11 protein-coding genes and 2 pseudogenes are annotated in these 13,583 nt (G+C 32.3%); all 13 read right to left on the bottom strand.

All coding sequences use genetic code 11. The features are described from left to right. Window position 1: 1 nt before the first annotated feature. Window positions 2-844 carry a nucleotidyl transferase AbiEii/AbiGii toxin family protein gene (locus AC1EJ5_RS08870; protein WP_479815758.1) on the bottom strand — a complete coding sequence of 281 codons (843 nt, stop codon included), beginning with the start codon at window positions 842-844 and terminating at the stop codon, window positions 2-4. After that, entirely contained in the window at window positions 841-1,428 is a 588-nt protein-coding gene (locus tag AC1EJ5_RS08865; protein WP_227932095.1) for a type IV toxin-antitoxin system AbiEi family antitoxin domain-containing protein, read from the bottom strand. Before AC1EJ5_RS08865 ends, AC1EJ5_RS08870 begins: the two co-directional genes overlap by 4 nt. A 322-nt stretch (window positions 1,429-1,750) precedes the next feature. Continuing rightward, the gene (locus tag AC1EJ5_RS08860; RefSeq protein ID WP_308749710.1) at window positions 1,751-3,427 is read right to left on the bottom strand and encodes a recombinase family protein; all 1,677 of its coding nucleotides are present in this window, start codon (window positions 3,425-3,427) and stop codon (window positions 1,751-1,753) included. A 91-nt stretch (window positions 3,428-3,518) separates the two neighbouring features. Beyond that, complete coding sequence (locus AC1EJ5_RS08855; protein ID WP_002841033.1) at window positions 3,519-3,680, bottom strand: hypothetical protein; 162 nt, start codon at window positions 3,678-3,680, stop codon at window positions 3,519-3,521. Window positions 3,681-4,362: 682 nt separating this feature from the next. Beyond that, window positions 4,363-4,449: pseudogene (locus AC1EJ5_RS08850) on the bottom strand (phage replisome organizer N-terminal domain-containing protein); the annotation flags it as partial. 71 nt (window positions 4,450-4,520) lie between these two features. After that, complete coding sequence (locus AC1EJ5_RS08845) at window positions 4,521-5,453, bottom strand: helix-turn-helix domain-containing protein (RefSeq protein WP_002836989.1); 933 nt, start codon at window positions 5,451-5,453, stop codon at window positions 4,521-4,523. Then, window positions 5,450-6,841 carry an ATP-binding cassette domain-containing protein gene (locus AC1EJ5_RS08840; RefSeq protein ID WP_002836952.1) on the bottom strand — a complete coding sequence of 464 codons (1,392 nt, stop codon included), beginning with the start codon at window positions 6,839-6,841 and terminating at the stop codon, window positions 5,450-5,452. Before AC1EJ5_RS08840 ends, AC1EJ5_RS08845 begins: the two co-directional genes overlap by 4 nt. Further along, on the bottom strand, window positions 6,835-7,530 hold the full coding sequence (locus tag AC1EJ5_RS08835) for an energy-coupling factor transporter transmembrane component T (protein WP_002837063.1): 696 nt from the start codon (window positions 7,528-7,530) through the stop codon (window positions 6,835-6,837). The genes AC1EJ5_RS08840 and AC1EJ5_RS08835 overlap by 7 nt, the downstream gene beginning before the upstream one ends. Next, the gene (locus AC1EJ5_RS08830; RefSeq protein WP_002840789.1) at window positions 7,530-8,111 is read right to left on the bottom strand and encodes an MptD family putative ECF transporter S component; all 582 of its coding nucleotides are present in this window, start codon (window positions 8,109-8,111) and stop codon (window positions 7,530-7,532) included. Before AC1EJ5_RS08830 ends, AC1EJ5_RS08835 begins: the two co-directional genes overlap by 1 nt. Before the next feature lie 10 nt (window positions 8,112-8,121). Next, the gene (locus AC1EJ5_RS08825; protein WP_002837056.1) at window positions 8,122-9,843 is read right to left on the bottom strand and encodes an ABC transporter ATP-binding protein; all 1,722 of its coding nucleotides are present in this window, start codon (window positions 9,841-9,843) and stop codon (window positions 8,122-8,124) included. Then, entirely contained in the window at window positions 9,840-11,588 is a 1,749-nt protein-coding gene (locus AC1EJ5_RS08820) for an ABC transporter ATP-binding protein (RefSeq protein WP_002836959.1), read from the bottom strand. The genes AC1EJ5_RS08825 and AC1EJ5_RS08820 overlap by 4 nt, the downstream gene beginning before the upstream one ends. A 380-nt stretch (window positions 11,589-11,968) precedes the next feature. Beyond that, a pseudogene (locus AC1EJ5_RS08815) lies at window positions 11,969-12,701 on the bottom strand (phage replisome organizer N-terminal domain-containing protein). Between the two features lie 84 nt (window positions 12,702-12,785). Next, a complete protein-coding gene (locus tag AC1EJ5_RS08810) occupies window positions 12,786-13,397 on the bottom strand; it encodes a class I SAM-dependent methyltransferase (protein WP_479815756.1) in 612 nt (203 codons plus the stop codon). Window positions 13,398-13,583: the final 186 nt, after the last annotated feature.

Genomic DNA, 13,583 nt, shown 5'->3' with positions numbered 1-13,583 from the left:
ATTACATCTCGCTAACCCTATTTGATAAAATTGTAACTACATCAACTACCTTATCAAAGGTCAAACCTCCAATGTACTTATTTTCAATAAGGTATACTTCCCACAAGAATCTTAGATGTGAATCATCTTTTATGTCCTTGATTATTTCCTCATAGTCTTTTATTATCTCCTGACTTCCTCTTTTGTTTGAGGTTCTCTCTATTGCTTCTTTTAAAATTTTATAGTTTATCTCATCTTTTTTTAACTTATAGAGGGTGTATAGGTCGTAGAAGTCTCTCATTCGTGTTGTTGTTATATTTCTTCTGATTATGGTTTCATATTTTTCAGCTAAAATTGTTTCTAATGGATATGCCATTATTTTTATAGCTTCTTTGCTAAAGATACAGGGATAAGTATATTCTATTTCCCTTGGTGTTATTGCATCTCCTGTTGTTAGGTCTAGTTTCATTGGATTTTTAGTTTTACCAACATTTGCCATTAGTGATATTCTAAAATTCTCGTACTCGTCTTCATCTCTTATATAACTGATGTCTTTTATTTCAAATCTTATTCCATCATCTACATTGATATTTATAATTTCCTCTACAATTTCTTTTATTTTTTCTTCTTTTAGAGCTATGCCTTTAATGGTTGTATCCATGTCCATGGTTGTTCTATTTTCAATGCCGATTAAGGATGATATAAGGAATTCCCCCTTTATTACAAAATTACTTTTGTATGATGATTTAGATAGTCTGTCTAAAAATCTTTCGAAGAAATATATTTGCAGAACTTCTTGCGACTTCAGATTTTTCTTCTCTGCTAAACTTCTTATCTTACCCTTTATACTCTCGATATTAATCACGATAATACCTCCATGTATTTTCTAATTTCATCTTCTATTTTAAATAGTCTACTGTATTTTATGAGTCGCCTTAGATTTTTATTTGGTGATTTAAAATATCTTTTTATTGCTTCTGTAAAAATTTGCTTATCTATTTTTTCTCTGTCTATTATGATATCGCAAATTGTTCGATCTATATCGTAAACTGGAATAAGGTTGCCTTGTGGTGATTTTATTTCTGTCTTTCCTATTTCGTATAAGTCTTTTTTTACATAGTGAACTTGTAGATCCTCATATCTTTTTTTGATATGGCTTGCATTATAGCCTTGGGGCACAGATATGTGAAATACATTTGGAGTCCTATCGGATAGGTCGTGGAGGTATAGGGCTGTTTGATGGGAAAATATAATTCGATTGCTATTAGATGATATTAAAACAAAATCGTCTATTACTTTTCCTTTTAATTGATATAGTCCTGGTCTTAATCTTTCTAATTGTCCGATTTTTGTTAATTCTGATAAATTATGCCTACTATATCCAAGTTCTTCTGCTTCTTTATTAGTTATTACTAAATTTTCTTGTATATATTCTTTAAGTGTATTCATAGTCCACCTCCTCTCGTTTACGCTTTTATTATATGTTATAAAAGCGAATATGTAAAGTTGACTTGTGATTACTTTATATTTTAAAAAGGATGTAACGAAACCTTACTCCCTTTAATAAAAAAAGAGCAGCCTTTTAAGCTACTCTTGTAGAAAGTATAAAATGGGTTTTATCTTATTATATTTTTCTTTGTGTCTCCTCATACCAGTTGCAAAACTACTCTTACGTCCATGTAGTTTTTTTGGGTCTTTTTGACGTATCCTTCTTCATCTTTATCGAAGACAAAATGCTTATAAAACTGCTTGAAATGCAGGATTTCTAGATTTACATCTTTTGTATCAACGCTATAGTCTCAACTTGTTCATTATTGTCCAAACTTATATTCAAGTCATCGTCTATAATTGGAAGCTTGAAAGTAATTGATTTTAGCCATTGTCCGTTAGGTTGTTTTTCTTCATAAACTTGAATTTCAGAAATCAAAGCTGTAATTAACTGCCTACGCTCTATATCATTCATGACTTTATAGAGTTTATCAAAATAGATCAGAACCTTATATATGTTATCTCCTGTGAGTTTTTCAGCTTCAATAGTCTGTTTCTTTGCTTTCGCATCAATTAGTGATGATTCTAATTCATCTATTTTATCATACATACGATATAGTCTATCATCTAAATCCTGTTTCCTTCTCTTATAATGCTTATCTTCAACATCTAAATTATCTATTTCCTCAATTAGCTTAAACTTTGTAGAATGACTCTTCCTCAATTCCTTTTGGTAATTATCTATTTCTTTTTCTATTTCAGAGGTGTCCACCTTCATGTTGATTTTTTCTTGCATCATAGAAGCAAATTTCGGGTTACTTACAATCTTGACAATTACCTCTGCAACAGCATCATCTAACAATTCTTCTCTAATTTGCTTACGGAAAGTACACTTATGACCTCTTATCATCTGCCTATGTTTACAACCATAGTAATAAAAATCTTTATATTTTGTGCTATCTTTCTTTTTCTTGGCACACTTGTTTCCAAACATTCCCACTCCGCATATCGGGCATTTTACAATTCCAGAAAGCAAGTGTGTACGTGTATCTTTTCCTTTATTCACATGCTCATATTTCTTTGCTTGAGATTTTAACTTAACTTGAGCAGCTTGCCAAACTTCGTCGGAAACTATAGCTTCATGTATCCCTTCTGATATTAGATATTCATCTTGTTCAACCTGCTTATATTCATTTCTTGTACCACGAACTTTTTCTAAAGTTCTTCTTCCAAATGCTATTTTCCCATTATATACAGGATTCTTTAATATCTTTCTTATAAGACCTGCATCAAACAAAGGATTCTTACCATTCTGTCTTGGGATTTTTCTAATTCCATGATTCTCTAAGTATTTAGATATCCCGTTGGCTCCTATCGTAGTATTTACATACTGGTCGAAAATCGTTCTTATGGCAACTGCCTCTTCCTCATTTATAAACAGTTTGCCATCTTCAAGTTTATATCCATACGGAGCAAAGCCACCATTCCATTTTCCTTCCCTTGCTTTTTGAATGCGACCTTCCATTGTTTGAATATGTATGTTTTCTCTTTCTATTTCAGCCACAGCTGATAAAACAGAAATCATTAGTTTCCCGGCATCTTTAGATGAATCAATGCCATCTTCAACGCAGATAAGATTAACTCCATAATCCTGCATTATCTGAAGTGTAGAAAGAACATCAGCGGCATTTCTTGCAAATCTTGATAACTTAAACACAAGAACAAAAGACACTCCATCTTTTCCAGATTTTATATCTTCCATCATTCGATTGAACTGAATTCTACCTTCAATAGATTTACCAGACTTTCCGGCATCTTCATACTCTCCGACAATTTCGTAATTGTTGTAAATAGCAAAAGCTTTCATTCGTGATTTTTGTGCCTCTAACGAATATCCCTCTATCTGTATTGACGTAGATACTCGTGTATAGAGGTATACTTTTATTTTTTCTTTTGACATAGCATTAACCTCAATATAATTTTTCTATATCATATATAATTTTTTGAATTTAAGTTTGGACTATCATTTCAAGTATATTATAACACTTTTATTAGTCCGTCTCAATTTGTGTTTTTGCCTTGTCAAAACTATTTTTCATCTCTTGATTTTTTGCTGGCGTTGGATCGGGCAGATTATCTAAATCTAAAGCACCAGCATATTTTGCAATCAGATTTGCTATTAAATCAGCCAATCCATTCCAGTCATTGTCCAATATATACCTCCTCTAAAGTTTTATATCTAATAATTATTTGTTTAATTAAGTTTTACGACATTGACAAGTGCCTTGGATTAGCAACATAGGAATCTCACCTCCGCCTCTATTCCGGATGAGCCGGCTTCAACCTTAGAAGTATCATTATCCTCATTTTCTTCATAGCGGATAGGGTATCCCTCCCTATATTCAAACTCTTACTTATCGCCACTTTCTTTTTGCTTAGCAGTACTTGTTTTGCCGAATTATTCAGCAGAAAGATCTTGGCGGATAGGTTATTACGCTCCAAAAATAATTAATGTCTTGTCATGGTCTATTCAATTGTTAAGGTTCAAATTTTATCGAGAGTTATTAATCTTTTTAAAATTTAACCATCAGAAAATACTTATCTTGATGAAACAAAATTGTTTAAAATTACCCTCTTATACTTAACAGTGAAAAGAAGTATTTCTTGGTAACCAATTTTGAAATAGAATTGCTTATGTAAAAAGGTCCAATTCACACTGCATGAGTAACAGTGAAAATTGGACCCTTTTCGTATCTATCATCTAAAAGTATTCTGGCATTTCTTTAATTTTCTAATCGCCTTTTAAGTATCATATTTATATTTTTTTATCTCTGGCATACTTTTATACCTTTTTAGACTTAAAGTCTTTAATAATGCCTTTCCACCTCTTTTTACCTATAAAGATTCTCCTACATCATAGTTCATTTTTTTATTTCCTCCTTGATGTCTTAATTTATCTTTATCTTCTTTATACCATTTTATATTTAGAAATAAAAAATAGATGAGATTTTTTGGATTCTGTTATGAAAAATCTAAAACGAACCTAAATTTTATTATTCAGGTTCGTTTTGTTTTCTATATTGGCTAGGACTAAGTCCTGTGAAATCTTTGAATGCTCTGTTGAAGTTAGATGGATTCTGAAAGTTTAGATCATTGCTTATTTCTAGTATGGATTTATCTGTGTTTATAAGCAAATCTTCTGAATATATTAGTTTTAACCTTTGGATATACTTCATCGGCGTGTATTGAAAGGATCTTGTGAATTTTGTGTTTAGAGTAGATTTTGATATTTTAAATTTTTTCGCTAGATGATCTAAGTTTAGATTTTTATCCAGGTTTTCTTTCATATATTTCTCTACTTCTTCCATTAGTTTATCCCCTCCGGGCGTGAAATAATTGGTCTTACTTGGATTTATGCCAACTTTTCCTATTCTATATATGAGTTCCAAGGATTTTAATTTTATAAATAGCATATCCCTTTCTTTAAGTGCTTGAATTAATTCATTTGCAAGTTTTACCAAATCTTCGTTTTTAATGGCACATCCCATGTCTTTTACATTTTTAAATTTATATATAAATTCTCCAATGTATGGAAAGTAGGGGGAATTTTTATCCAAGATTTTATCTGCTATTACTATGTTAAATGCCGTGGTTCGATGACTTGTTGTGGAAGAAAATTTTGAATTTGGTATTGATCTTCCTACGAATATTTCATTTGTAGTTATGAGAACTTTGCTATTGTTTATGTAAGTGAAATGATTGCCTTCATAGCAGTATCCTATCCTATAGCCTCTATTTCCCTCCGTAGAAGAGTTATGGGCGTTGTATTTCTTCTTTAGACTGATGTAGAGTACAAAGACCCCCGGAAATATTTCGTAAGAGGTCATCTTATTTTCAGGGCTTTCTAAGCCTATATAATTTATAATTCTAGGATCCTCTGTGGGAAATTCTTCGAACCCCCAAGATTTAAGTCTATTCTCTTTCATACAAACTCCACTATATTTTCTTTCGAATTTTTTATAAATTCATAGTCATGGCTTATGACGATTATTGTCTTTCCTTCATCTTTCATCTCTTTTAATATTCCAATTAGTCTTTTCATATTTTCAAAACACAGTCCAGATGTAGGTTCGTCAAGCACCACGATTTCCTTTGGACTTGCCATTGCTAGTCCCAGAGCGAGTCTTTGTTTTTCTCCTCCAGATAACTTCTGTGGGTGGCTTTCTCTCCTATCCCAGAGCTCTAGTTTCTTTAATATTTCTTCAATCTTTTTTTCGTCATCTGTTACTATTTTCATCTCCGTTAAAACGGATTCTGTAAATAGCTGATAATTGATATCCTGCATCACTAGAGAAATATAGTCTCCATGGTTTTTTATTCTTCTATTTTTGTAAAATACTTCGCCCTTTTGCTTCTTATTAAGACCGCAAAGATTTCTTATAAATGAAGATTTACCAATTCCATTTGCTCCTATTATGAAATATATTCCCGGATCAAAGCTCATTGAAAAATCAAATAGCTTGGGATTTTTTTCATATTGGCAGGAAAAATCTCTACATACAAGTGATTTTTCTTCATCGAAACTGTGGTCGAATAGGTTCTTCACTTCGTAGCTTTTACTTATAAGTTCTTCTTTTTCTATGTCTTTAAGGGTTCTAAGTCTGTGCTTTTCAAGTATTTCTTCTGAGATTCTATCTTTACTATAGGATAAAATTTTCCGATTTTCAATTACAAGTAGTCTATCCATTATTTCTTTTAAATAGTAGAGTCTATGCTCAGCGATGATTATTATCTTGCCCAAGGATTTTAAAACCTCTAGGCAGTGGGTCAATTTTTCTATGGATTCTCTGTCTAAGGATGCGGATGGTTCGTCGAAAATATATATTTCATTGTCCATAACCGCCACAGAATTTATGGCTATTAGCTGTTTCTGCCCTCCTGATAGTTTGAATAAATCATTGCCTAAAAGATCCTGACTATTTAGTAGTTTTGAAAAATATTCTATCTTTTCATAAATTTTATCCCTAGAAACATTCCTGTTTTCTAGGGCAAATGCGATTTCATCTAGGGAATTAATGGCGTAGAATTGATTTTTTGGATTTTGAAAGACTGTTGAGATGAATTTTGATCTGTCGGTTATATCCAACTTCAAAATACTTTCTCCATCAAATAAAAGATCCCCTTCCATCTTTGCCATATCAACTTCTGGTATAATTCCATTTATAGTCTTGATTAGAGATGATTTACCACATCCAGATCTGCCTGTGATGACATTTATAGATCCCTTTTCAAATTTTAAATTTATATCTTCAAGTATTCTATTTTCTCCCTCATCTTCTTTGAATGAAAGAGAAAAATTCTTAAATTCTAGCATATTTTTATCCTTATAAATAATATTATTATATAAATTCCGAAACTAAGTAGGACATAGTCCGCCGTTTTAAGCCTTGCACATGATATGGAAGACCTCTCTTTATTCATTTTCATGCCTCTTGTCATGGCAGATATCGCAACATTGTCCGCTGTTTGAGATACAATCATAAGTAATGGCACAAATCTATATTCCAGTATCTTCGCCGGATTTTTAAAGAAGTTTTTCATCGTAAGTCCATGCATGTACATAGCTTCTCCGATGATTTTGTAATCTTCTTTTATAGAATAGAAAAATCTAAACATTACAGAAATTGGTATGATTATATAGTCTGGAAATTTGATTTTCTTTAGTGAATAGACGAGATCGCTCATCTTAGTAGTTGTCACAGTGTAATAACCCATCATCACTCCTGGAAGTATTCTAAGTATTATTCCGCAGTAGAGATTAAAGACCATCCCTAAATAAGAATTTGGATACTTGGATGCTACTATCTGTCCTACTACGGCTATCCCAGTATAAAAAAGTCCCTTACCAATAAGGGACCATTTTTTATCTAGGATTGCAAGTAGGTATGGAAATATAGCTAACAAAATTCCAAGGTATTTATAACTCATACTAATGGAACCTTCTGTTGCAGATACCCCTATGATAATTGTTAAGAATAATTTTGTCCTAAAATCAATTTTCATTAAGCCATTCCCGCTTTTTTAAAATGTTTATTTAAGATTTTAATTCCAATGGTACATCCTATGTATCCACCGAGCATACCTAGTAGAACTACAGGTATAAAGGACCAGTTTGGCATAACTGAGAGTAGTTTTTCTGCATATTCAGCCCCATAGCCTTGGTCGATTAAAGACTGTAAATAGGCATCTCTAGCAAAGTAGATTGGTATTAAATTTGCAGCTGCAAAAATCATAAAGACTGTGTAGGTTAGTCTTGCAGTTTTTATTGACTTATAGCCACCCTTTTTTAATATAATTTCACAGATTAATGACAATAAAATTATGGCAGGTAGAACTATCGCTCCATGACCTGACATTGAAAATGTAAGTCCAAATACTATTCCCATGATTAAGATCATGCCAAATTTATCTATCTTTGTTGAATAAAGCATAAATACTGGTCCTGAAACTAAACCGCAAGCAAATGGAACTAGGGGCATAAGTACAGGTATAAAACCTATCATACCTCCACACCAGAGTGCCATTACAGTTAAAAGCGAAAATACTCCTGCATTTATTAAATCTCGAATTCCAAATTTATTCATTTTTTCCTCCTTAATATATAAATTCTTCAGATTTTTTAGATGATTCAATCATCTTTTGGTAAGTTTTACTTTCTTTTATAAGTTCATCGTGTTTTCCAAAATCTTCTATCTTTCCATCTTTCATAACTATGATTTGATCTACATTTCTGATTGATTTCATCCTATGGGAAACTATCATCACCGTCTTATTTTTAATTAATTTATTTAGAGATTCTTGGATATATTTTTCATTTTCCACATCAAGTGATGCCGCAATTTCATCTAGTAGGATTATTTCTGCATCCTTTAAAAATGCTCTTGCTATGGATATTCTCTGTCTTTCTCCTCCAGATAAGTTAGATCCATTTTCGCCAATCTCCGTATCGTATCCATTCTCAAGTTTCTTTACAAATTCGTCACAGTTCGCTAGCCTTGCAGCTTCTAGCACTTCTTCATCACTTGCAGTAGGTCTGCCGAGCCTTATATTTTCCATTACAGAACCGTTAAATAGAATTACATCTTGGAACACCATGGAAATATGTTTAAATAAATCTTCTGTCCTCGCCTTATTTATCTCTTTTTTATCTATTAAGATTTCTCCTCTGTCATAATCATAGAGCCTTGCCACCAATTTTATTAGAGTGGACTTCCCGCAACCAGATGGACCAACAAGAGCAGTAGTTTTTCCCTGCAAAGCCTTGAATGAAATATTATCTATGACTTTTTTGTCATCGAGATAAGAAAATTCTACATTTTTTCCTTCTATATCAAATGATTTAAATTCTGTTTCTCTTCCCGGTTGGATTTCTTCTGATCTAAGTGCCTTTATCTTTTCTATTGGAGAATCCATGTACATTAACTCTCCATAAAATTGGTTAAAGGCAGCAACTCCATCAATTAATCTTGCTGAAGCAAATAGGTAGCCTGCAAAATACAAGATATTTATTTCTCCATTTATCAAGCTATTTAATCCAACATATATTGCAAGGGCTAGGGATAAGTTTGCCACAACTGTTGCAGAAACAATGGGGATAACTTGTCCCAGTTCTGACTTAATGTGTTTCTTTTCTAAGGACCTAACAAAGTCAATGCCACTTTTTTCCTTTTCTTCAGTCAAATTGTAGGATTTGATTTCAGTGGATAGATCTATTAGTTCTTGGAACATCTTCGAAGACTTTCTCTGTTCTTTGTAGTAGGTCGCCGTCGCCTTCTTTTGGATTTTGGTGGAAGTCAAATTCAAAATAGCAGAAATATAAATTGGAGCTATAACTGCAAGACCAAGCTTTACATTTCCAATTAGCAACAAAATGGAAATAATAACTAGGTTTATTATAAAGCCATAAAAACCTGAAACTGCATGAGAAAGACCATGCTCCATTGCCTCTACATCCTTCATAATCGTTTGAGAAAAATCAGTTAAATCTCTTTTTGAATAGAAACTAAGGGGAAGATCTTTTATTATTTCAGAAAGTTCAATCCTTAAATTTGCAGATTCTTTATAGGTTTCATTATAGGTTGTAATGTAATCTTTATTTATTACGAAAATCATTATAAGAGCAATTACTATATATAAAACCACCGAAATCTTGAGATTAAACTTGCCTAGACCCAAGAGACCTTGCATGACATACATAAGAAGAAACATAGGAAGCATGTAGGACAGATTCTTTAAGGTAGAATATTTAATCGCAACGATGGTTCCTTCTGCACCTTTGTCCGTAAGTGCAAATCTATCTTTTAAATAGTTTTTCATAGATCAACCCTCCATTCATTTGCTTCATTGTACATTTCGATAAACTTCTTATACCTGCTGTCTTCCTTCATAAGTTCATCGTGGCTTCCTCTCTCTAGAATTTTTCCATCTTCAACCAGTAGAATTTCGTCCACTCCACGAATCGAAGAAAGCCTATGAGCAATCATAATTGTCGTCCTATCTTTTATGAGTTCCTTAAAGGCAATCTGTAATTCATATTCATTTTCTGGATCTGCAGCAGCAGAAGCTTCATCAAGGATAATTATCTTTGGATCTTTCAAAAATATTCTCGCAATGGAGATTCTCTGTTTCTCGCCACCAGATAGATTTATCCCTTCAGCACCTATTATCGCATCGTACTTGTCTTTGAACTTATCTATAAAGTCATCACAGCGGGCAAGCTTTAAGGCTTTGTAGACCTCTTCATCATCTGCATCTTTATTTGCGAGTTTTACATTTTCAAAAATCGAAATTCCTTGGAATAGTTTAGGATTTTGAAAAACTATACCGATATTTTTCATCAAGCTTTCTCCATCGTAGGAAGAAATATTTCTGTCGCCGATTAAAATTTCTCCAGAATCCACAGGATATAGTCCAGAGATTAACTTAGCAATGGTAGACTTACCAGATCCAGAGCTACCTACAAGAGCATATACTTTGTTCTCGTCAAGATTTAAAGAAAAATTATGTAAAATCTTATTCTTGTCATCGTATGAAAAATCAACATTTTTAAAGATTATATTCTTCTTTTGTAAATCTTTTTGTGTACCAAAAACTATTTCTTTTTCTTTCATCTCTGTGAACAGATTTTCAAGATTATCTACAGCAGAGTTAGCTTGAAAAACATACATGGAAACATACATAATCTTCATTAGATCTACGAAAAATAATCCCATAAATAAAGTGAAAAATAGAATTTTTGCTGACCAGATATTAGGATCTTGTCCTTTTGAAACCATAAATATCGCTAGAAAGACTGGCGTGATTATAAAAATATTTAAAAGCCATTGGAAAAGGACATAGGGAATCCTGCAGGACATCGAATATTTGTAGACCATGTCCTTATAGACCATGATTGAGTCGTAAAGTTTTGTAAAACCGATAAGTGGCGTGTTGAAGATCTTCACCACTGGCATTCCTCTTACATATTCCACAGCCCCAGCATTCATTTCATCTAGCTTCTCCATGTACTTCTTCATAAATGATTGGTCTCCTATCATTTTGTAGAGTAAGTACATACTGAGTAGAATGATGATTACAAAAAATATTCCAAGATAGATGTCAATTGCAAAGGTCAAGGCTATCATGAGTATAGGAGTTAAAGCTGCCATAGTTTGATCTGTTATGAGGTGGGCGACAATCATGTGTGTTTGTTCCACATTGTTGTCGATTATCTTTCTTACCTCACCAGAGTTATGGGTGTCAAAAAAAGTATTTGAAGCTCTAAGTAGGTGCCTAAGTCCTTTTTCACGAAGCCTAGTTTCAAGTCTAAATCCAGCTAAGTGACTCATCCATGTTCCACCAAAGTAGAAGATACTACAGCTGGCAAAGAGGACTAGAATTTTTATAGAGAAAATCTTAAGGTTTATTAAATCTTCTCCACAAAATACATCTCTAAGCAAAATCCAAATTAAATAATAAGCATAGAACTGTAGCAAATTCCCAACTACAGCTAGCATCGCCGCAAGTATTCCATGGATTTTTCTTTCAGGCATATAGGAAAATAATTTCTTATAAAGTTTCATATTAACCTTCTTTCTATGTGCTATTTGATAATCAATATCAATATATCATCTTTTTTTTTTATCGTCTAGTCGAAAAAAATTATTCTGTCATAAATTTTAAATAAAATATGATGGTCTTTAAATTTTTGTAAGAGACTGTGTAAAATGCCTTTCCCCTAGGGGAAAGAGATATGTGATCAATTTTTTACTATATGTGGACCACTTTCCGATAATAACTGTGGACCATTTTGGGGTTGACATTTACATCTAAAAGTCTTCTGGCTTTTCTTTAATTTTCTAATCGCCTTTAAAGTGTCATATTTATATTTTTTTATCTCTGGCATACTTTGATACCTTTTAGACTTAAAGTCTTTAATAGTACCTTTCCACCTCTTTTTTATCTATAAAGATTCTCCTACATCATAGTTCATTTTTTTATTTAAACCTTTCTGTGTTAGTTTATCTTTATCTCCTTCATACCAATTTAAGATTGTTGCATAGTGGTTTTGATAGGTCTTTCCACTGCTTTTCATGTATCTTGATAGTTTATTTATCATTATTTCTGTGTGTGAGTTTAGTTTTTCTTTTAGATTTTTATATTCTTCTTTGCTTAGCCTTACATTTTTGAATTCTCCATAAAAGATGGGGGTGGACTTTTTATCTTTTTATATCTCTCCCTCTCTCTTTATCTATCTCTATATCTTTCTCTATCTCTATCTCTTGTCGGACATGGGTTGGACTCATTAAGGACAATGTCCTCTGTTTATTTTGTCTGTATCTTCTTTTTTTCTCTGCCCATGCTGTTTCTGATCCGATTAGACTTGGTATTTCAGTTAGGTAATATTCATCATTTTCTGTTACAACTTCTAGTAAGCCTTGATTGATTAAATAATTAACTGTGACCATTACATCATCATCTGTTTCATCTATGGTTAGTGCTAACTCTTTTATAAAATCACTTTCTACTCCGTCATAATAGAGTTTGCCCTCATCTTTTAGGCTTAGTAGTAGAAGTTTGAGGTAGATTATCGTGTAGGTATCTCCTCCCGATATTCTCCTTAATCTTTTTATCCTTTTGTCTGTGAAAAATTCTTCTTTTAGTTTTATCCAATAATATCTTTTGTTTGTTGCCATTCTAATCCTCCTTACAATAAAAAAAGAAGTAGATTTTTTCTCTACTTCTCCTTATGATTTATTTATCATTATTCGCAAATTCTTTTATAATTTTCTAGCTAAAAATACTAGATGATCTTTCTCGTCCAGATGGTATTCGCTTTTAAATCCTATCTTATTCAATGTTTCTGTGAGATATTCGGGAGAATAAACTTCAAAATCTAGCATATCCGCCCATTTTTTTATGTTTTTATGCTCTCTATATGCTCCTTCGTTGCATATTAGAAACTGACCGTCCTTTACTAGAACACGATGGATTTCCCTAAAAGATACTTCTATATTCTTCCAAAAATAAATTGTTTCAAAGGCAGTTACTATATTTATGGATTCATCTTCAAAAGGTAGTTTAGATACGTCTGCTTCAATAATTTTACATCTGCCATCTCTTATAGCTTCGCTATTTACTGAACTTGCGATATCTACACTTGTTTTAGAATAGTCCATTCCAAATACTTTTTTAGCCTTTGTTAAGAAGTATTGAACATTACGTCCACCGCCACATCCTAGATCTAAAACTACATCCGAGGTTTTAATATTCAGAAAGGATCTGCCCCATTTAGCTAATTTTTCGTGACCAACGTTCATTCCTTTCACCATGAAGCGACCGCCGAAATTATTTTTAGGATTTTTTACATTTTCAAAAAATTTTTTTAACATTTCTATCTCCTATTGATAACTATTATCAGTGTAATTTTATCATAAATTTTACATTTATTCAATTTTATATCCTTTCTACATTGATATATTCCAGATTTTCGATAATCGAAATTCTTGATTTCCGATTTTCGGAAGTCTTGTTATTTTAGTTATTTAAGGGTGTAACTTTTCGTTACTCCCTTAGAT

It is taken from the genome of Anaerococcus sp. C0059F3 (assembly GCF_056590475.1).
This window is presented reverse-complemented; position numbering and strand designations above follow the sequence as displayed.